Consider the following 19794-nt stretch of genomic DNA (forward strand, 5'->3'; position numbering starts at 1 on the left):
GGCCGGGATTTTTTATGCGGTGTGTCAGGTGTGACTTACTCGTCTGTCGCCGCTGTCGGCTGGGCCAGCTCAACCACTTGGTTGTCGATCAGACGGGCGCTGCCGAGGAAGGCTGACATCAGGATGACGGCTTGCTGGGTGGACTCGCTGATCGGCTGCAGGGTGGCGGCATCGCGGATGTAAATTTCATCCGGTTGTAGTCCGGCGGCGCGGAGCTGATCGTTGGCATCAACGATGATCTCGGCAAAATCATTGCGGCCGCCACGGATCTGGCTGCTGATCCAGCGCATGGTGCGGGCCAGGACCGGGGCGCGCTGGCGCTCGTCGACCGTGAGATAGCCATTGCGCGAACTCATCGCCAGGCCGTCCATCTCCCGAACGGTCGGCACACCGATGATCTCGATGTCCATCGCCATATCGGTCACCATCTGGCGGATCAGGGCCAGCTGCTGGTAGTCTTTTTCGCCAAAGCAGGCCACATCCGGCTGGACGATGTTGAACAGTTTGGTCACTACGGTGGAAACGCCGCGGAAGTGGCTCGGGCGCAGGGCCCCTTCCAGCATGGTTGACAGGCCCGGGACATCGACAGCGGTCTGGCGATCCAATCCCTGTGGGTACATGATGTCCGGCGTCGGGGTAAAGACCAGCTCCACACCTTCTGCATTGAGTTTGGCCAGGTCGTCATCCAGCGTCCGTGGATAGTTGTTCAGGTCGTCGGCTTTGTCGAACTGCATCGGGTTGACAAAAATGCTCACCACGACCACGTCCGCCAGCTCGCGTGCTTTGCGAATCAGGGTCAGATGGCCTTCATGCAGGTTGCCCATGGTCGGAACAAAGGCAATCCGGCGGCCGTCACGGCGCCAGGCCCGGATTTGTTCCCGGATCGGGGCAATCTCAGCGAATGTTTGCATTGTTATTCCTTACTCAAAGGTATGCTCTGGACCCGGGAAGACCCCGGCTTCGACTTCTTCCAGGTATTTGGTCACGGCGGCACGCATCTCGCCGGTTTCTGCCAGGTAGTTCTTGGAGAAACGCGGCATATAGTTGGCCGAAATGCCAAACATGTCGTGCATGACCAGGATTTGACCATCGGTCACATTGCCTGCACCAATCCCGATCACCGGGACATCCACCGCCTGGGTAATGCGCTCGGCCAAGCTGGCCGGGACACACTCCAGCAAGATGATCTGGGCACCGGCTTTTTGCAGCACAATCGCATCTTTGACCATCTGCTCGGCGTGGTCAGCATCACGCCCCTGGATTTTATAGCCACCGAAAATGTTGACCGATTGTGGGGTCAGGCCCAGGTGGACACAGACCGGCACCGCACGCTCGGTCAGCTTCGAAACGGTTTCTGCCAGCCAGGCACCGCCTTCCAGCTTGACCATGTTGGCGCCCGCGCGCATCAGCTCTGCGGCATTGTCACAGGCTTGTTCCGGGGTGCTGTAACTCATAAACGGCATATCGGCCATCAGCAGCGCGTTCGGGCTGCCGGCACGCACACAACGGGTGTGGTAGGCGACATCAGCGACCAGAACCGGCAGGGTATCCGGCTTGCCTTGCAGCACCATGCCCAGCGAATCACCGACCAGTAGTATCGGCACACCCTGTTGCTCGAACAGCTGGGCGAAGCTGGCATCATAGGCGGTGACCGATGCAAATTTACGACCTTCTTTCTTCCATGTCATCAGGTCATTGATTGTGATTTTCTTCATTACTTTTCCCTTTCCCTATCGCGGCGGCTAGTCGTGCCAGATGGCAAGGCCATTGCGGTCTACCTGAGTCAGCAGCGTTTGCAGTGCGCTCTGATCCGGCAGGATTAAATCCGGGGCGATCTCTGCCAGCGGGTACAGGACAAATTCCCGCACCTTCATGCCGTAGTGCGGGACGGTCAGCCGCTCACACTCATGGGTCAGATCGCCATACAGGATGATATCGAGATCCAGGGTACGCGGCCCCCAGCGCTCGGCTTTGCGAACCCGGCCATGGGCCAGTTCGATCGCTTGGGTTTGATCCAGCAGTTCAAGCGGCGTCAGCGTGGTGTCGACGGCGACGACAGCGTTGATGTAATCCGGCTGGTTCTGCGGCCCCATCGGTGTACTGCTGTAGAGCGAGGACTCGGCGACCACGTCAATTCCCGGGACGGCGCTTAAGGCCGCCATCGCTTCACGGGCTTGCCCGACCGGGTTGCCCAGGTTACTGCCGATGGCGATATAAGCCCGGATCATGATGATTTCACTTGTGGTTTTTTACGGCGCGGCGGACGGCGGCGGCGACGCTGGCCGGTGCCCTCGTTCAGTTGTTGCACCATGTTGCCGCGCTGGGTGCGATCTGCCGACTGGAAATCGCGCCACCAGGCTGCCAGTGTGGCAACGTCTTTGCCTTCAAACTGACCGCGCATTTCCAAAAAGTCGTATGCCGCACGGAATTTCGGATGTTCCAGCATTTTAAAGGAACGCTTGCCGCTGCGACGGCTAAAGCGCAGCTGTTGTTGCCAGATGTCCCGTGCGGTGGTGGTAAAGCGGCGTGGGATGGCAATGGTTTTCACCTGCTCATCCAGAATATCGTTGGCCGCCACCATAAAGGCGTCGTAGTAGGACAGGCCACCGGTGACCGAGATTTCTTCGGCACGGGTGGTCATCGGATACCACAGCATCGCAGCGTACATGAAGGCTGGGTTGACCCGTTTTTCTTCGGCGATGCGGGCATCAGTCGCAGCCAGGATATGCTCCAGCATTTTCTCGGTCGGGCTACTGTGATCTTCCGTGAAGTGTTCAGCCAGGATCGGGAACAGTTGCTGGAACAGGTTGTATTCGCGCAGCAGTTTATAGGTCGCCAAGCCGTTGCCTGATTGCAGCAGCTTGAGGCTTTCTTCAAACAGACGTGCCGGCGGAATATCCTGCAGCAGACTCGACAAACGCTGGATCGGCTCGGCGGTGTTCGGCTCGATGTCCATGTCCAGCTTGGCGGCAAAGCGAACGGCACGCAGCATCCGGACCGGATCTTCGCGGTAGCGGGTTTCCGGATCGCCGATCAGGCGGATGATCCGATCTTCCAGGTCCGGCACCCCGTTGGCATAGTCGCAGACCGTGAAGTCTTTGATGTTGTAGTACAGGGCGTTGATGGTGAAGTCGCGGCGCTCGGCATCTTCATCGATGGTGCCGTAGACATTGTCACGCAGCAGCATGCCTTCGTTGTTCTGGGCTGCAACCTGTTGCTTGATATTGCCGGATGGCTTGGTGTCAGCATGGTGGCCACGGAAGGTGGCAACTTCGATGACATCGCGGCCAAACAGAATATGCGCCAGGCGGAAACGCCGGCCGATCAGGCGACAGTTGCGAAAGAGTTTTTTGATCTCTTCCGGGGTGGCATTGGTGGCGATATCGAAATCTTTCGGCGTTTGATTCAGTAACAGATCGCGGACGCCGCCGCCAACCAGATAAGCGTCATAACCGGCCTTGTTGAGACGATAAAGTACCTTCAGCGCGTTTTCGCTGATATCTTTACGGGAAATACCGTGCTCTTGGCGTTGATAAATTTGCAAGGTCAAGTCCTCGGTAGCATGAGTACTGCTTTGTCGATTCAATACCTTACGGCAAAAGCTGGCTACTCGATTAAAGATAATACACCTCATTTATGTGGCTCGGATGTTATAGACAGCCGCATATGATATATCACGGCCGGGCATTTTAGAATGCCAGCGTGATGGCTGTGGTTTGTGGCAGTTTTTCAACGTGCCAGTTCTGACATCCCCAGCGCAGGATTGTATCCAGGCTGCTGGCTGCCAGTTCGGCAGGCGGTGCCATTCCCAAAAATGCCATGGCCTGAACCAGGGCCGGGACCGGATTGTGCTTGTCAATCGCCGGTGCATGGTTCTGCTTCGACAACTTATTGCCGTTTTCGCTGACCGCCAGGGGCAAGTGAAGGTAGCTGACTTCCGGCTGGCCCAACTGACGGTAGAGTCCGATTTGGCGGCCGGTCGGGTCAATCAGATCGGCCCCGCGTACCACTTCGGTGACGCCTTGGGCAATATCATCCAACACCACGGCGAGGTTGTAGGCATAGAGCCCGTCCCGGCGATGAATAATGAAATCTTCCTGTGCCAGGGCTGGCGGGATGTCAATCCGGCCGTGGAGGATATCATGGAAATGGGTGATCGGGGTATCGACCCGCAACCGGACGGCACTGTTTTCAGCACTGTGGTGACGGCTTCGGCAGGTTCCCGGGTAAAATCCCCCGGCAGCTTTGATTTCCTTGCGGGTACAGCGGCAATAATAAGCAGCACCGCTGTGCAACCAGGCGTCGATTTGGGCTTGATAGGCGTCGTGGCGCTGGCTCTGGTACATCACCGGACCATCCCACTCGAAGCCGTAGGCCTCTAAAGTTCGCAAGATATCATCGGCGGCACCGGGCATTTCCCGGGGAGGGTCGAGATCTTCCATCCGGACCAGCCAGCGGCCTTGCCGGGATTGGGCTTGCAGGTAGCTGCCGAGGGCAGCGACCAGGGAGCCGAAGTGAAGTGGGCCGGATGGCGACGGGGCAAAGCGGCCGATATAAGGAGTGCTTAAGCTCATAAACCGATCATCAGAAAAAGGAAAGAGGGAGCTTGCCGCTCCCCCTTCGGTATTACTGTCGCAGATCATGTCCTGGTCGGATTAACCGGCCATCTGCTTTTCTTTGATTTCAGCCAGTGTTTTGCAGTCGATGCACAGCTCGGCAGTCGGGCGCGCTTCCAGGCGACGGATCCCGATCTCGACACCGCAAGAATCACAGAAGCCAAAGTCGTCATCTTCAATACGTTGAAGCGTCTTTTCAATCTTCTTGATCAACTTGCGTTCGCGGTCACGGTTACGTAGTTCAAGGCTGAACTCTTCTTCCTGTGCAGCGCGATCCACAGGATCAGGAAAGTTTGCGGCTTCATCCTGCATGTGGTTCACCGTACGGCCAACTTCTTCACGAAGTTGGTTACGCCAGGCTTCAAGAATTTTGCGGAAGTGCTCTAGCTGAGCTTCACCCATATATTCTTCGCCGGCTTTTTCCTGATAAGGCTCAACCCCAGCAATAGCCAGGATGCCTAGCGATTTCTTAACGTTGCTCTCTGGCATATAGCATCTCCTAATATACCTAATAACCGTCACTGGTTAATTTTGGGCGGTATCTATAGCAGAAAGGGTTATTTGTGGCAATTGCTGCATATCTTCAATTTTATACCAATGTGAAGAAAGCATCATTTTTCACAGCGGTTGATGGAAATCTATGCGGTTGCTTAAGTAGAGCTCATCCGGGTTCAATACCGCTTTGTAACCGATGATCTCAACGCCTGCCTGTTCTGCTTGCTGAATTAACTGATGGTAGACCGGGTCTATATGGTGCGCCGCGGCTACGTTTTCAATCCCCGAATGCAAAATTGCAAAAAAAAGTATGGCTCGGTTTCCGCTTTGTGCCACTTCAATCAACTCCCGCAAATGTTTCTGGCCCCGAGTGGTGACAGCGTCGGGGAAAAAACCTTGTCCGTGTTGCAGCAGGGTGACGCTTTTCACTTCAATATAGCACGGCGGTTTGTCATCAGCAGTCAACAGGATATCTATCCTGCTGTTTTCACTACCATACTTCACTTCTGTCCGCAGTGACGAATAGCCTTGTAATTCTGTGATGATATCCCGGTTTATCGCCTCTTCAACCAGGCGGTTAGCGCGGGCGGTGTTGACGCAAATCCAGTGGCCGTCCGGGGTATGGGTCAGCTCCCAGCTGTTGGGATATTTGCGTTTGGGATTGTCAGAGGTGGAGTACCACACCGTGCTGCCGGGCTCGGCGCAGCCGGTCATTGCCCCGGTGTTGGCACAGTGGATGGTACGGATTTCCCCGTCAGGAAGTTCGATGTCAGTCAGAAAGCGTTTGTAGCGTTTGATGAGCTGGGCGGCCTGCAACGGCGGATCAAATTTCATGGCATTTCCTGGTGGTCCGGTGGAGCCGGGGTGAGCGGCCACTGTTTCAGACAACGGTAGTGGACCCCGCCCCCCCGGGGGCTATTGAACAGCTCTGAAATATACAGGCCAAAGTGGCGGATGTGAAACGCCAACGGCGGGATTTCCGGCAGGGCATCCGGTCGGGCGCGCAGGTGTTTCAACAAAGTGATATGCGGGGAATAAGGCCGCGTTTCCTGGGGCAAACCGACCTGCTCGGCGATGGCCTTGAGGTTTTCGGCGAGCTGCGCGAGCGGCGCCGGTAGCGTACAGCTCAGCCAGATCAGACGGCTGCGCTTTTGGTATTTCAGCGCGGTGGTGGTGAGGGTAAATGCCGATTCTTCGAGTGGATCGGCCAGCTGGCACAGCTGCGTTTTTTGCGCGGCGCTCACGTTGCCGAGAAAAGCCAGCGTCAGGTGCAGGTTGGCCGCAGGCACCGGCCGTCCTTCTCCGGGCATCATTTGGAGCAGTTGCCTGAGTTGATGAAAGGCACTGCTGTTTTCCGCCGGGATATCTAAGGGCAGGGCAAAGAACAGCCTTTCCGGGGCCGATGGGATCCGGGTGTCGGTTTCGGATATCGTGTGAGGCATAGGCATCTCCTGAGCAGCGGCGTTGGCGGGTGGTTGCGGCGGGTTCGGCCACCGGGCGATTTTTGTTCAGTCTGGCCGCCAACTTTCTTGTACAATCATCTGCAGCTTCGTTTGAATATGACACAAGGTTTTTACATTGTCACAGCTGCCGATTGATACCGTCCTGCCCTCGCTGCTTGCCCAGCTTCGTGTTTCCTCTCAATTGATCCTCAAGGCGCCGCCCGGGGCCGGTAAGTCGACCCGGCTGCCGCTGGCGTTGTTGCAGGAGGCTGCGGTTCGCGGGCGGATTGTGATGCTGGAGCCGCGTCGTCTGGCGGCTCGCAATATTGCGTCGTACCTGGCGGCCCAGCTTGGCGAGTCGGTCGGGCAGACGGTGGGGCTGCGGGTACGGGGCGAGACCAAGGTGAGCGCCGCGACCCGGCTGGAAGTTGTCACTGAAGGGGTGATGACCCGGATGCTGCAGCAGGATCCGGAGCTCAGCGGCATTGAATTGCTGATCTTTGATGAGTTTCATGAGCGCAGTATTCATGCCGACACCGCATTGGCGCTGGCACTGGAAGTGCAGGAAGCCTTGCGGGACGACCTGAAATTGCTGGTGATGTCGGCCACGTTGGATCAGGAAGCGCTGATCGCGCTACTGCCGGAAGCGACGTCTCTCGAATCGGAAGGGCGTTGCTATCCGGTCGAGCACCGTTATCAGCCGGTGCGCGATCCGTATCAGCTGATTGAGACCGCCGCTCAGGCGGTGAGCCGGCTGCTGGCCAGTGAGCCGGGATCGATCCTGGTATTTCTGCCGGGGGCCGGGGAAATCCGGCAACTGGCTGAACAACTGACCGAGCGGGTAGGGCCGGAAGTGCTGGTCTGCCCGCTGTTTGGCCAGCTCAGCAGCGCGGCGCAGCAGCAGGCAATCACTCCGGCACCGGCCGGTCAGCGTAAGGTGGTGATTGCGACCAATATTGCCGAAACCAGTCTGACCATTGAAGGGATCCGGATCGTGGTCGACTGCGGTCTGGAGCGGGTGGCGCTGTGGGATCCGAAAACCGGGATCAGCCGGCTGGAGCTGGCCCGAATTGCGCGCTCGTCGGCCGAGCAGCGCGCCGGGCGGGCCGGGCGTCTGGCGCCGGGGGTGTGTTTGCGTTTGTATAGTGAAGAGATGCTGAGCCGTCAGCCGGCCACGCCGCAGCCGGAAATTTTGCGCGCGGACCTGACCTCCCTGGCGCTGGAGCTGGCCCAATGGGGCTGTCTGGAGGCTGCGGATTTGCGCTGGCTGGATACGCCACCGGCGCCGGCCCTGGCTCAGTCTCGCCGCCTGCTGCAGGATCTGGGCGCGTTGACGTCGCGTCATCAGTTGACCGAAGCCGGCCAGCAAGTCCAACGTCTGGGCACCGATCCCCGTCATGGCGCGATCTTATTGCTGGCCCGCGAAAAAGGGCGGGCGGCACAGATGACCGCGGCCTTGCTGGTGGCGCTGCTGGAAGAGCCGCCGCGGGGGATCAACAATCCGGATCTGCATTTTCAGCTTAGCCTGCTGGAGAGCGGCAAACTGCCGCGGGCCAAGGCTTATTTGCAACGGGCCCGGCAGCACTTGCAGAAAATTGCCACTGCAGAGTCCGGCGCGGCGACATCGGCGCCGCTGCAAGTCGCTGCGGCCTGGATTGCACCGCTGATGGCAGCGGGTAATCCGGATCGCATTGCGCTGTCACGGGGACGGGACGGGCGCTACCAGCTGGCCAACGGCCAGGGGGCGATGTTGTCACCGGATGAGCCGCTGGCTGATGCGGCGATGCTGGTGGTGGCGGATATCGTCAAAACCCGTCAGGGTGACAGCCGGATCTTTACCGCCATTGCAGCCGATCCTGAGCAGCTGCAGGCTGAGTTGCCGCACCTGTTTACCGAGCGGGAGTGGCTCGACTGGGATGACAAAAAAGGGCGGCTGGCGGCCGAGCAGCACTTGTGCTGTGGTCAGCTGGTGCTCAAACGCACCGTCCTGGCAGAGCCGGATCCGGGCCGGGCCAGCGAAGCACTGCTCAATGCCATTGTCCGCAAGGGGCTGAAAGTGCTGCCGTGGGATGCGCGAGCGGAAAGTCTGCTGGTACGGGCCCGGTGCGCGGCGGATTGGTTGCCTGAGCTGGCCCTTCCGGCCATGGATGAAGCCACCTTGCTTGCCGAAGCCGAACAGTGGCTGTTGCCGTTTATGAGCGGGATGACCCGGCTCAAGATGATTGAAAAATTGGACTTGGTGGCGGCGCTGGAGGCGCGGCTGGGTTGGGAGAATGCCAAAGCGCTCAACGAAGCCTTGCCGACCCATTATCAGGTACCGACCGGTTCGCGTTATCCGATCCGCTATCAGCTCGGGCAGCAGCCGGCGCTGGCGGTTCGAATGCAGGAAATGTTCGGCGAGCAGACCTCGCCGCGGATCGCCTACGGCAAGGTTGCCCTGGTGCTGGAGCTGTTGTCCCCGGCCCAGCGGCCGTTGCAGATCACTCAGGATTTGGCGGCGTTCTGGCAGGGCTCATATCGGGAGGTGCAGAAAGAGATGAAGGGGCGCTATCCTAAGCACGTCTGGCCGGACGATCCGGCCACCCATGCGCCGACCAGAAAAACCAAAAAGTATATGTGATTGGCTGGCTGGTCGCCTGAGGGGATCAGTCAGGCAAATTTGATTGCCGTGCCGGGACGGACCAAGGAGCCGGCAGGGACAGAATTCGGGAAACGTTGTGAAGATGAAGATAACCCAGCACGTGGGTGCTGCGGCGCCGCAGAAGCCGGGAGCCAAAAAGCCGGGAGCCAAAAAGCCGGGACCAAAACCGGGTGCGAAAAAGCCTGCGGCCACACGGAAAAAAGCACCGGTGAAAAAGGCGGCCAATACCAGCCGCACCCGCAAACCCCGGAAAAAAGCCGGGAAGCCGTCGCCGCGGCTTCCGGGATGGCTGCGTTGGCTCCTGGGCTTTGGCCTGAAAGTGGCGGTCGTGGTGCTGGCGGTGCTGCTGGTAGCTGGAATTTATCTCGATAAAGTGGTGCGCGATAAGTTCGACGGCCAGCTGTGGAACTTGCCGGCCGTGGTGTACGGCCGGGTGCTGACCCTGCAGCCGGATCAGCCTGTCACCATTGATGAGGTCAAGCGGGAGCTGGATCTGCTGCAATACCACAAGGTGCGTAATCCGCAGCGGATCGGGGAGTATTCTGCCTCTTCAAGCCGGATTGAGCTGATCCGCCGGCCGTTCGAGTTCGAAGACGGCCATGAGGGAGAGCGCCACATCATGCTGACGTTCTCAGACAATACTCTGCAGCGTATCGAGGACATGAGTCGTGAGCGTCCGCTGGGCTATATCCGGATTGAGCCGAAAATGCTGGGGATGCTGGGAACGAAAGAAGGTGAGCAGCGGATCTTCCTGCCGCGGGAGCGGTTTCCGGAAGTGTTGGTGGATGCCCTGCTGGTGACAGAAGATCGCGATTTTTATCATCATGAGGGCGTCTCGCCACTGGCGATTGTCCGGGCGCTGGTGGTGAACCTGCAAGCCGGTCGGACAGTGCAGGGGGGCAGTACTTTAACCCAGCAATTGGCGAAGAATATTTTCCTGACCCGGGAGCGGACCCTGCTGCGTAAGATCAGCGAGGCGTATATCGCCCTGATCATCGATTATCGCTATAGCAAAGACCGTATTCTGGAAGCATATCTCAACGAGATCTACCTGGGGCAAGAAGGCGGCAAGGAAGTCCATGGTTTCGGGCTGGGTGCCCGGTTGTATTTCGGCCGACCGTTGCAGGAGCTGCGGATCGACCAGCAAGCCTTGCTGGTGGCGTTGGCCAAAGGGCCGTCGTATTACAATCCCTGGCGCAATCCGGAGCGGGCGAAACAACGGCGGGATCTGGTCCTGCGCCTGATGATGGACAACGGTATTCTCAGCGGCGCGCAGTATGAGCAGGCCGCATCCCGGCCGCTGGATATTCAGAGCAAGCCGCAAATTGCCAGCCGCCAGCCGGCTTACTTCCAGCAGTTGCAGCGGGAGTTGAAGCAGAAAGTCGGGGAGCGCTTTACCCCGGGTATCGGGCTGCGGGTGTTCAGTACCTTAGATCCGTTGTCGCAGCAGGAGGCCGAGCTGGCAGTGATGGCCCAGGTGCCGCTGCTGGAGAAAAAAGCCGGGGTTTCGGTCGAGACCGCACTGGTGGCCGTGGATCGCCGCAGTGGTGAAATCCGGGCCATGGTCGGCGGCAGTCGGCCGGGGTATGCCGGCTTTAACCGAGCGCTGGACGGCCGCCGCCAGATCGGCTCGCTGGTGAAACCGGCGGTGTACCTGGCTGCGTTGCGCCAGCCGGAGAAGTTTTCTCTGGCAACCACCATCGACGACAAACCGATTGCGCTCAAAGGCAACCGGGGCAGTGCCTGGAAGCCGCGAAATTATGACCGTCGGTTCCGGGGGGAAGTCCCGTTGTACTACGCCCTGGCGAAATCCCTCAATGTGCCGACCGTCAATCTGGGCCTGAGCGTGGGCCTGGGTCCGGTGATCGATACCATGGTGCAGTTGGGCGTCTCGCGGGATGAAGTTCCGAAGCTGCCGTCGATTTTGCTGGGTGCCTTTACCCTGACGCCGTTTGAGGTGACGCAGATGTATCAGACGGTGACCAGCGGCGGCCGTAAGGCCGAGCTGACGGCGTTACGCTCGGTGGTTGATCAGCAGGGCCAGCGCTTGTACCAGAGCTATCCGAAAGCGGCACAGGTGGTGCCGGAGCAGGCGGCCTGGCTGACGACCTACGGGATGAAAAATGTGGTCAGCCAGGGCACCGCACGCTTTTTGCAGCCAACCTTTGGCTGGGCGGCGCTGGCCGGGAAAACCGGGACTACGGACAACAACCGCGATAGTTGGTATGTCGGTGCAGACGGGCGCGAAGTGGTGACGGTTTGGGTTGGCCGGGATGATAACCAATCGGTGAACCTGACGGGATCGGCCGGGGCACTCCGGTTGTACAACGACTATCTCAAGCGTCGCCAGCCGGAGCCGCTGCGTCTTGCCTGGCCGCAAAAGCTGACGACGATGAAGTACAACCGCTTGCCAAACGGAACCCTGAGCTTAGATTGTGCGGGCCAGCAGTCGCTGCCGGTCTGGGATAAAGACGGCTTGCTCAAAGCCCACTGCAGCCAGAAGCAACCGGCCGGGTGGATCCGGAATATGTTTGGCCAGTAAACCAGTAAACAAAACGCCGCAGACATGCGGCGTTTTGTTATACCCAATTAGTCATCCGGCTCAAAGTAGTAAGAAATCCGGATCCGAGGATTGAGATAGGTATAGACTTTTTCCGGCAGCTTGCTGGGCGCAATCGCACGCTCGATCCGCAGATCACTGTCTTCCAGTTCCAGGATCGGGGCCTCGTTGGAGGGGACGGTCGGATCATAGAGCAGGACATTCGGAAACAGCAGGCTCTCGGAGTTCACCGAGATCACCAGCCCGAGTTGCTGGTTGGACAGCTGCACCACACTACCGGGCGGGTAAACGCCCAGCAGACGAATGAGCAGCGCCAGGAAATCGTTGTTGTATTGTTCTTTTTTGTTCTTGAACAGGTAGGAGAGGGCACTGTACGGGATCCGGGACTTTGACGGGTCCTGCGGATGGCACAGGTTATCGTAAGCATTGACGACCGCAACCAGCTGGGCTTTGAGATCGATCTTGTCACCCGGCAACTGATAGGGGTAACCGTTGCCATCAAGCAGCTCATGGTGCTGGCTTAAAATCGGCTTGGCAGATTCCGGAAAATCTTCGGCCAGGTTGGCCAAATCCAGGCTGTATCTGGTATGCAGCTTGAGATAATTGTCTTCCGGCTCGGTGAGCGGCGTGGTCTTGCGGGTAATCGCCGTCGGAACCTTGAGCTTCCCCATATCGTGGAACAGCGCACCCAGCGCGATTGCTTTGATATCTTCCGCCGGCATCCCGCTGGATTTTGCCAGCATCATCGACATGATGGCCACGTTCAGGGAATGGAAGTAGATGTCTTCCGACTCCTGACTGTCATTCATCAGGTGCAGGGCGAGATTGTCGCTCTCCATCAGCGCATCGACCATTTCCTCAACCAGCAGCTCGGCTTCCTGGATGGCCGTGACCGGGCGGCTTTTGATCTTTCCGACAATGGCGCGCAATTGGGACATGGAGCGGTTGAAGCTTTTTTCGCACCGCTGCAGCTTACGTTTATAGTTTTTTAAACGGGTGATCCGGGACTGTTTTTCCTGCCACAGCTTTTCAGCCTGCCTGTCGAGGAACTGACTTTCGTCTTCCGTGAGTGCCTCGACCGGCGTCTCCGGATCCAGCGGCTTGGTGTCGCTTTTTTCCGGGATCAGATAAACAAACTTCACCCCGAGATTCTTAATCAGGCGAATTTGTTGATGATCTTTAATTTTGAAATGATTCAGTAGAAAAGGATGATCAGTCCACTGCAAGGGGAGCTTGATATACAGCCCTTCGGTTAAACGCTCTACCGAGAGTTTGATGCTTGCCATTGTTATTCAGCGCAGCCTGTCTTTTTATACTTGTACACGAATTTGCCCCGCTCGACACATTGTCCTCTTCCCTGATACGGCCAGATGTGGATCTGGTTGTGGCGTCAGCAATCCGGATGGCAATATTTTATTGTAAACTATATCAATCAGCCTCCCAATATGCCACGCAGTGGGTACTCGCCCGATTTTTCCCGGAAAGTTGATGAAGGTCAGGCAAGATTTTCGAGGATGGGGCGTCCAGCCCCCGCGTTTGGTAAGGCAATTGAGGGGCTGAATAAGCCTCCGAACACGCGACAAGGCTTCTATAGTGGTTCACCCTGCTGGACTTGGACTTGGACTTGGACTTGGACTTGGACTTGGACTTGGACGGGGCGGCCTCCCGCCAGCGACATTTGATATCGGTGAAAAAGACGCGCAGCGTGAACAGCCGGTATAAAAAAGCCTCGTCTTTCGACAAGGCTTTAAAGTGGCTCCCCCTGCTGGACTTGAACCAGCGACATACGGATTAACAGTCCGCCGTTCTACCGACTGAACTAAGGGGGAATTGTTTGTTACTGTGTTGCTATCGTGCTAAGCACCACATTGTAAAATGGTGCCTCGAGGCGGAATCGAACCACCGACACGAGGATTTTCAATCCTCTGCTCTACCGACTGAGCTATCGAGGCAAATGGTGCCGACTACCGGAATCGAACTGGTGACCTACTGATTACAAGTCAGTTGCTCTACCTACTGAGCTAAGTCGGCACACAAATTTGGCTCCCCCTGCTGGACTTGAACCAGCGACATACGGATTAACAGTCCGCCGTTCTACCGACTGAACTAAGGGGGAATTGTTTGCTACTGTGTTGCTATCGTGATGAGCACCACATTTTAAAATGGTGCCTCGAGGGCGGAATCGACCGCGCCCGGCCAGGGACCGACACATGATTGCGAAGCAATCACAAACGGTTTGGCTATCGTGCTAAGCACCACATTGTAAAATGGTGCCTCGAGGCGGAATCGAACCACCGACACGAGGATTTTCAATCCTCTGCTCTACCGACTGAGCTATCGAGGCAAATGGTGCCGACTACCGGAATCGAACTGGTGACCTACTGATTACAAGTCAGTTGCTCTACCTACTGAGCTAAGTCGGCACACAAATTTGGCTCCCCCTGCTGGACTTGAACCAGCGACATACGGATTAACAGTCCGCCGTTCTACCGACTGAACTAAGGGGGAATTGTTTGTTACTGTGTTGCTATCGTAATGAGCACCACATTTTAAAATGGTGCCTCGAGGCGGAATCGAACCACCGACACGAGGATTTTCAATCCTCTGCTCTACCGACTGAGCTATCGAGGCAACGGGGCGCATTAAATCGGTTTTGGACCATTGCGTCAATGCTTTTTTAGTGAAAACAGGCCAAAACAGCTTTTTTTAGGCTGATCGCTCGGTTTTTGAACTTTGCACGTTTGGCCTGCAGTTCATTGCGATGATTCAGGGGTGGTTGAGCGCTTGTTGTTCAAGGGCCAGGGCCCGGGCCAGTGCCGGTCGGCGATTGACGAACTGGCGGTATTTTTCCAATTTATCCGGGATTTTCTGGTCGAATTTCACCGCCCAGTTCAGCGTGTGCGTCAGTAAGATATCAGCGACCGTGGGGAAATTGCCGAGCAGGTATGTGTCCTGAGGACAGCGGGCATCTGTCACTTGGACTGCTTTTTTAAATTCCCAGGCTGCGACCGAGAGCATTTCCGGCAAGCGAATTTTTTCCGGTAGCGCGAAGCGGTGTTTTCCCAATGTCCACAGCGGTTGTTCCAATTCGGTGATCGTGAAGCTGATCCATTCATGGTGTGCCGCGGACTCCGGGGTGCCTGGTTTCGGGAGCCAGTGCTGACCATATTTCTCTGCCAGATAGAAGCAGATGGCCGCTGATTCTGTTACGAACGTTTTATCATCTTTCAGGCAGGGAACTTTGCCACTGGGGTTGATGGCGAGGAATCCGGGGGAGCGGTGCTCGCCGCTATTGAAGTCGACCAGCTGGTATTCCCATTCCAGCCCCAGTTCCTCCAGGAGCCATGACACCCGCAGGGAGCGGGTTCGGGGGTATCCGTACAGCGTTATCATACCGTCATCCTTGAATGTTGACTGTGTGATTAACCTTAGTCAATAACCTCCGAAGGAGCTAAGTCCGGCGTGTTCTCCTGTTTTAGGCTGGCGATTAAAATGCTTTTCGTTGCACATGCTGAGCGTGATTTCAGCTGTTTCCATGTTGTTCAAGGTTGATGGTTGAGAGAAGTTCCATGAAATACTGTGATCTGGATCTTGTTTAGAGTTATTATTTTAATGCGAATGAAACTGAGAATTGATCTCATTACATTGCGGGTGCATGATGTGCCGCAAAATTGCAGGGAAGGAAGTGCTTTGCCCTGTCTTGAGATTCTTTGACGTTGTGGGTGCATCATGAGACGCAGTTGGGTTGGCATTATTTGTTGTGTATTGAGCGCTCTGGTTGCTCCGGCTGCTTTGGCGGGCAACGCGACAAATCCAAACCCGGCCGACCCGTCTTATCAGTGGCTGCGGGATGACACCCGCCAGTCAGCGGTCGTGTTGAATTTCCTGCAGCAGGAAAATCAGCGCACGGAGTCACAGTTAGCGGCTCAACAACCGCTGGAGCAAACCTTGCTGTCTGAGTGGCAGTCGCGCAGCCGACAATCAACTGCGCAGCCGTGGCGGCTGCAGGGTGAGTTTAATTATCGCGTCGATGCATCGGGCCAGCAGCTGATCCGGCAAAATGCCCAAACCCAGGCTGAAGCTGTGGTGCTGGATCTGAGCACGCGTCGCGAGGGCGCGGCTTACTATTCGTTGGGCAACTGGCAGATCAGTCCGGACCATCGCTGGGTTGCACTGGCCGAAGATCGCCGGGGCGATCGCAACTATCAAATTTCTGTGATAGCGCTGGACTCGGGCAAAGCGCAGCCGGCGGTACTGCCGGGCGTTGCCACGGATCTGGTGTGGAGCAACGACAGCCAGAGTCTGTATGTGGTCGGCAATGAGGCGAATACCTATCGTCCTCACCGGGTACTGCGATGGATGTGGTCAACTGACAGCACGCAAGAGCTGTTCCGGGAAGCCGATCTGGCTTGGATGGTGTCGATTTATCCGTCGACGTCAGGCCAGTATGTGCTGATCCAGAGTAACAATCACAACAGCAGTGAACAACATCTGGTGGACCGCAATACCGGTCGCGGGCCGGGCATGATCCGGGCGCGGGAACCCGGGGTGGAGTATTACGCCGATGTCCGTCATGACACTCTGTATCTGTCGAGCAACCTCGACGGCGACTTTGCGCTCTATCAGGCCGTGCTTACCGAACCGAACCAGCCCTGGCAGGCCATCTGGCAGACACCGCCGACGCAGCATTTGAAAAACTGGCTGCTGTATCCGCAGCACATTGTATTGGAAGTGACCCGACAGCAGCACAGCGATCTGGTCGTGCTGAACTATCAGGGGAAGACGCTGTACCAGCAAACCATCACGCCGTCCGGTGGGGTTGCCTGGTTGTCCGGTAACAGTAGTCGCTATGGCCAGTCGGTCCGGATCCGCCGGATGTCGATGGCGCAGCCGCCGCAGTGGCTGGCGCTGGATCTCGAAACGTTCGAGATGAGCGTACTGGGCGAAGACCGCTATCAGAATATTGAGCCGCAGCTGTATCGCAGCGAGCAGATCCAGGTCCTGCATGATGGTGTCTCGGTGCCGGTGTCCCTGGTATACCGGCCGGATCAACTGACGGCACATTCCCCGGTGGTGCTGTATGGCTACGGCGCTTACGGCACACCGATGCGACCTTACTTCATGTCTCAGGTACTGAGCCTGCTTGATCGCGGCATGATATACGCTATTGCCCACGTGCGCGGTGGCGGCTATCTCGGTCCGGCCTGGTACGAGCAGGGCAAAGGGATGAACAAACCTAACGCCTTCGCGGACTACCTCGCCGTGGCGCAAACCCTGAAGCAATACCGGGGCGGAAAAAATCGTCCGTTGCTGGCTATCGGCGGCAGTGCCGGCGGCACGCTGGTGGCGACGGCGCTCAATCAACAGCCGGCGCTGTTTAGTGCCGCAGTACTGCAAGTCCCATTCGTTGATGTGGTCGCGACCATGTCTGATCCGACGCTGCCGCTGACCCGCCAGGAATATGCCGAATGGGGCGATCCGAGCGATCCGGCGCAGCGTGCCGTGATGGCCGCTTATAGCCCGGTTGATAATATTGCCCGCCAAGCTTATCCGCCGATGCTGGTGACGGCCGGACTATACGACAGCCAGGTGCCTTACTGGGAGCCGGCAAAGTGGGTGGCCAAAGTGCGTGACCTGAGTGTCGACACCGGCCCCTATCTGTTGCAGACCGATATGCAGGGCGGCCATCGTCAGGATGCTCGCCAGGCCCAGCAGCAGCAGGCCCGGGAGTATGCTTTCTTACTCCGCCAGGCTGCTTCGCTGCGCCATACCGATACCCGATAACCCGAATTTGTGATGATCTTGCCGGCTGCCAGGCCGCCGGCAGGGATCCGTCATGCTGAAATTTGTCTTTCATCCCATTGTTCCGGAGAACCGACCATGCAATTAAAGCCCGTGCCATTGGCTTTTTTGTCTTTATTTGGCCTGAGCAGCCACAGCGCTGTTGCCGAAGATGTGACCGCGATTTCGACCATTGTTGTCACAGCCAACAAGATAGAGAAGCCGCTGTCTGAGACCAATGGCTCGGTGGCGGTGATCACCAGTGAAGCGATGGCCCGGGAAGGCGCAACTGAGCTGTACGATGCCCTCAATCATGAGCCGGGGATCAGCGTTTCCGGCGGGGCCGGGCGGCCACAGAATATTACGATCCGCGGGATGAGCGGTAACCGGGTTGCGGTGATCAAAGACGGCGTGCGCGTGGCGGACGGGTATGGCGCCGATGATCTCAATGATGTGGCCGGTCATAACAGTTTCGACCTGGGGGATGTTAAACAGGTTGAAGTCGTCAAAGGCGCCGGCTCGTCCCTTTATGGTTCGGGTGCGGTCGGTGGGGTGGTGGTGCTGACCTCGAAAGCGCCAAGCGATTATCTGGGGCAACGCGACAGTTACTGGGGCATTGAAGGCGGCTATGCCGGGATCAGTGACAAATACCGGACGACCTTGACGACGGCGCAGCGCTTCGGCGATGCCGATCACCTGCTGCGCCTGAGTTACTGGGCAGGGAATGAGTCGAAAAACCATGACGAATCACTTTACCTGCGTGATGTGGACGGCTTTCAGGCGGCACTGACCAGCGAATGGTTTGTCAGCCCGCAGTGGATGCTGAAGGGCAAACTCAGCTATTACCAGCAGGAGGCGTTGCGCGAGGAAGGCCAGCCACCGATCCAGCAGGATGGCAAAGGTTGGATGGCAAAAGGTTTTCATGAGCAAGGCCAGGTCACGACCCTGGAATCCCGCGTCGGTGCGGCATGGGAAGGGGCTGGGATGTTGGCCGATCAGGCCGATTTCAACCTGTATTACCGCCTGACAGAAAATGACAGTGATTTACGGGTCGCAATGGTGCGGGTACAGGAATCTCTATTGTTTAAGCGTCGTCAGATTGACAGCCGCCAGTTCCGCGATGCGCTGATGGGCGGCTCTGCCGAGATGCAAAAGCAGGTCTCCCTGGGAAGTGCCAACCATACGTTCGCCTGGGGGATGACACTGGAGTCGACCCGGCATGAGCGCCCGGTGGAAAAGCAGATCATCGACTGGAACGGTGAGCAGCGCACCGAATCGGCGCCGTTTGCCGAAGCAACCACGGAACGTTTTGGTGTGTATGTGCATGACGATATTGCTTGGGGCCGCTGGAATCTGACGCCCGGATTGCGGGTTGACTACCAGCGCCTGAGTCCGGGCGGCGCAGATTCGATCGGCACGGAAGCGTTGGGCAGTTATACGCTGGAAACTGCCGATCACAGTGAAGTCTCGCCAAGCCTGTCGCTGGCTTACCAGTGGACCGATGCGCTCAATACCTATCTGAGCTATACCCACGGCTTCCGGGCGCCATCCTATGCCAAGGCTTATGGTTTCGTGCCGCACCTGAACGGCGATTTGGGCAGCTTTGTGATCCTGCCGAACCCGGAGCTGGATGCAGAAACCAGTGACAATGTCGAGCTGGGCAGCAAATACGATGATGGCCGACTGGCGGTCTATGGTGCCCTGTTTTACTCCGTCTTTGATGACTTCATTGATGAACAAGTGGTGGGCTGGGACGATGCCAACCAACATGCCATGGTGCAATACCAGAACCTGAACGGGGTCAAAACCTACGGCGCCGAGCTGACGGTCCGCTATGCGTTGACCGACTCGCTGGCGATCAGCAGCAAGCTGGGGATTGTCGACGGTGAAGATGAGCAGGGTGAGGAAATTCGCGCGCTCACGCCGCTGGAAGGCAACACCCAACTGGACTACAAGGCCGAGGAGTGGGACGGCTTTGTTCGCGCCAACTATGCCGGGGCGATGGATCGGGTACCGACCTGCTACGGCGATTTGGGGATGGAACAGACCTGTGCCGAAACATCCGGCTGGCTGACGGTGGATCTGGGCGCGGGCTATTTCGTGACACCTGATTTTCGCATCAATTTAGCGGTTCATAACCTACTGGATCGGGACTACACCCGTTACCAGGATGTCGCCGGCGTTGCCGCCAAGGATACGACCTTCTCTAGCCAGCCGGGCCGTTACTTCAATATCAACGCCAAATACAGCTTCTAGGGG

At 57.5% G+C, this 19794-nt stretch carries 14 protein-coding genes and 8 tRNA genes; 4 read left to right on the forward strand and 18 right to left on the reverse strand.

What is annotated here, in order from left to right; translation table 11 throughout:
• Positions 1–35: 35 nt before the first annotated feature.
• From panC to thpR, 8 genes are all read right to left on the reverse strand, one after another.
• Positions 36–911 carry a pantoate--beta-alanine ligase gene (panC, locus tag NH461_RS02125; protein WP_261601700.1) on the reverse strand — a complete coding sequence of 292 codons (876 nt, stop codon included), beginning with the start codon at positions 909–911 and terminating at the stop codon, positions 36–38.
• 9 nt (positions 912–920) lie between these two features.
• Positions 921–1715: a 3-methyl-2-oxobutanoate hydroxymethyltransferase gene (gene panB / locus NH461_RS02130; RefSeq protein WP_261601701.1), complete on the reverse strand. Its 795-nt coding sequence runs from the start codon at positions 1713–1715 to the stop codon at positions 921–923.
• A gap of 27 nt (positions 1716–1742) precedes the next feature.
• Positions 1743–2228 (reverse strand): 2-amino-4-hydroxy-6-hydroxymethyldihydropteridine diphosphokinase, encoded by a 486-nt coding sequence (gene folK, locus NH461_RS02135; RefSeq protein ID WP_261601702.1) that lies wholly within the window; start codon positions 2226–2228, stop codon positions 1743–1745.
• Positions 2225–3634 (reverse strand): polynucleotide adenylyltransferase PcnB, encoded by a 1410-nt coding sequence (pcnB, locus tag NH461_RS02140; protein WP_261601703.1) that lies wholly within the window; start codon positions 3632–3634, stop codon positions 2225–2227. Before pcnB ends, folK begins: the two co-directional genes overlap by 4 nt.
• Positions 3635–3689: 55 nt before the next feature.
• The gene (gluQRS, locus tag NH461_RS02145) at positions 3690–4574 is read right to left on the reverse strand and encodes a tRNA glutamyl-Q(34) synthetase GluQRS (protein ID WP_261601704.1); all 885 of its coding nucleotides are present in this window, start codon (positions 4572–4574) and stop codon (positions 3690–3692) included.
• Positions 4575–4655: 81 nt separating this feature from the next.
• On the reverse strand, positions 4656–5105 hold the full coding sequence (gene dksA / locus NH461_RS02150) for an RNA polymerase-binding protein DksA (protein WP_261601705.1): 450 nt from the start codon (positions 5103–5105) through the stop codon (positions 4656–4658).
• Positions 5106–5234: 129 nt separating this feature from the next.
• Positions 5235–5945, reverse strand: coding sequence for a DNA/RNA nuclease SfsA (gene sfsA / locus NH461_RS02155; RefSeq protein ID WP_261601706.1), 711 nt, complete (start codon positions 5943–5945; stop codon positions 5235–5237).
• Positions 5942–6553 (reverse strand): RNA 2',3'-cyclic phosphodiesterase, encoded by a 612-nt coding sequence (thpR, locus tag NH461_RS02160; protein ID WP_261601707.1) that lies wholly within the window; start codon positions 6551–6553, stop codon positions 5942–5944. Before thpR ends, sfsA begins: the two co-directional genes overlap by 4 nt.
• Positions 6554–6689: 136 nt before the next feature.
• Between thpR and hrpB the strand changes: the two genes are divergently transcribed.
• Positions 6690–9173 (forward strand): ATP-dependent helicase HrpB, encoded by a 2484-nt coding sequence (gene hrpB, locus NH461_RS02165; RefSeq protein WP_261601708.1) that lies wholly within the window; start codon positions 6690–6692, stop codon positions 9171–9173.
• A gap of 103 nt (positions 9174–9276) precedes the next feature.
• Positions 9277–11736: a penicillin-binding protein 1B gene (mrcB, locus tag NH461_RS02170; RefSeq protein WP_261602810.1), complete on the forward strand. Its 2460-nt coding sequence runs from the start codon at positions 9277–9279 to the stop codon at positions 11734–11736.
• Positions 11737–11783: 47 nt separating this feature from the next.
• On the opposite strand, the gene NH461_RS02175 is transcribed toward mrcB, so the two are convergent.
• The 10 genes from NH461_RS02175 to NH461_RS02220 all read right to left on the reverse strand — a co-directional run bounded on the left by NH461_RS02175 (position 11784) and on the right by NH461_RS02220 (position 15147).
• The gene (locus NH461_RS02175; RefSeq protein ID WP_261601709.1) at positions 11784–13040 is read right to left on the reverse strand and encodes an HD-GYP domain-containing protein; all 1257 of its coding nucleotides are present in this window, start codon (positions 13038–13040) and stop codon (positions 11784–11786) included.
• Between the two features lie 467 nt (positions 13041–13507).
• Positions 13508–13583: transfer RNA gene (locus NH461_RS02180), tRNA-Asn, on the reverse strand.
• A 47-nt stretch (positions 13584–13630) separates the two neighbouring features.
• A tRNA-Phe gene (locus tag NH461_RS02185) sits at positions 13631–13706 on the reverse strand.
• Between the two features lie 3 nt (positions 13707–13709).
• Positions 13710–13785, reverse strand: a tRNA-Thr gene (locus tag NH461_RS02190).
• Between the two features lie 9 nt (positions 13786–13794).
• Positions 13795–13870: transfer RNA gene (locus NH461_RS02195), tRNA-Asn, on the reverse strand.
• Between the two features lie 152 nt (positions 13871–14022).
• Positions 14023–14098 (reverse strand) — tRNA-Phe (locus NH461_RS02200).
• A 3-nt stretch (positions 14099–14101) separates the two neighbouring features.
• Positions 14102–14177, reverse strand: a tRNA-Thr gene (locus NH461_RS02205).
• A gap of 9 nt (positions 14178–14186) precedes the next feature.
• Positions 14187–14262, reverse strand: a tRNA-Asn gene (locus NH461_RS02210).
• 47 nt (positions 14263–14309) lie between these two features.
• Positions 14310–14385, reverse strand: a tRNA-Phe gene (locus NH461_RS02215).
• A 135-nt stretch (positions 14386–14520) separates the two neighbouring features.
• On the reverse strand, positions 14521–15147 hold the full coding sequence (locus NH461_RS02220) for a glutathione S-transferase family protein (RefSeq protein ID WP_261601710.1): 627 nt from the start codon (positions 15145–15147) through the stop codon (positions 14521–14523).
• Positions 15148–15483: 336 nt separating this feature from the next.
• Between NH461_RS02220 and NH461_RS02225 the strand changes: the two genes are divergently transcribed.
• Complete coding sequence (locus NH461_RS02225; protein WP_261601711.1) at positions 15484–17538, forward strand: prolyl oligopeptidase family serine peptidase; 2055 nt, start codon at positions 15484–15486, stop codon at positions 17536–17538.
• A 96-nt stretch (positions 17539–17634) separates the two neighbouring features.
• A complete protein-coding gene (locus tag NH461_RS02230; RefSeq protein ID WP_261601712.1) occupies positions 17635–19791 on the forward strand; it encodes a TonB-dependent hemoglobin/transferrin/lactoferrin family receptor in 2157 nt (718 codons plus the stop codon).
• Positions 19792–19794 lie beyond the last annotated feature (3 nt).

The organism is Photobacterium sp. TY1-4 (assembly GCF_025398175.1).
Classification (GTDB): domain Bacteria; phylum Pseudomonadota; class Gammaproteobacteria; order Enterobacterales; family Vibrionaceae; genus Photobacterium.

Excerpts from the sequence above, each read along its gene's own strand:
- NH461_RS02220 (WP_261601710.1), bottom strand. The coding sequence starts at position 15,147 with ATGATAACGCTGTACGGATACCCCCGAACCCGCTCCCTGCGGGTGTCA.
- dksA (WP_261601705.1), bottom strand. The coding sequence starts at position 5,105 with ATGCCAGAGAGCAACGTTAAGAAATCGCTAGGCATCCTGGCTATTGCT.
- pcnB (WP_261601703.1), bottom strand. The coding sequence starts at position 3,634 with ATGAGGTGTATTATCTTTAATCGAGTAGCCAGCTTTTGCCGTAAGGTA.
- NH461_RS02225 (WP_261601711.1), top strand. The coding sequence starts at position 15,484 with ATGAGACGCAGTTGGGTTGGCATTATTTGTTGTGTATTGAGCGCTCTG.
- panC (WP_261601700.1), bottom strand. The coding sequence starts at position 911 with ATGCAAACATTCGCTGAGATTGCCCCGATCCGGGAACAAATCCGGGCC.
- panB (WP_261601701.1), bottom strand. The coding sequence starts at position 1,715 with ATGAAGAAAATCACAATCAATGACCTGATGACATGGAAGAAAGAAGGT.
- folK (WP_261601702.1), bottom strand. The coding sequence starts at position 2,228 with ATGATCCGGGCTTATATCGCCATCGGCAGTAACCTGGGCAACCCGGTC.
- sfsA (WP_261601706.1), bottom strand. The coding sequence starts at position 5,945 with ATGAAATTTGATCCGCCGTTGCAGGCCGCCCAGCTCATCAAACGCTAC.
- NH461_RS02230 (WP_261601712.1), top strand. The coding sequence starts at position 17,635 with ATGCAATTAAAGCCCGTGCCATTGGCTTTTTTGTCTTTATTTGGCCTG.
- NH461_RS02175 (WP_261601709.1), bottom strand. The coding sequence starts at position 13,040 with ATGGCAAGCATCAAACTCTCGGTAGAGCGTTTAACCGAAGGGCTGTAT.
- thpR (WP_261601707.1), bottom strand. The coding sequence starts at position 6,553 with ATGCCTCACACGATATCCGAAACCGACACCCGGATCCCATCGGCCCCG.
- mrcB (WP_261602810.1), top strand. The coding sequence starts at position 9,277 with ATGAAGATAACCCAGCACGTGGGTGCTGCGGCGCCGCAGAAGCCGGGA.
- gluQRS (WP_261601704.1), bottom strand. The coding sequence starts at position 4,574 with ATGAGCTTAAGCACTCCTTATATCGGCCGCTTTGCCCCGTCGCCATCC.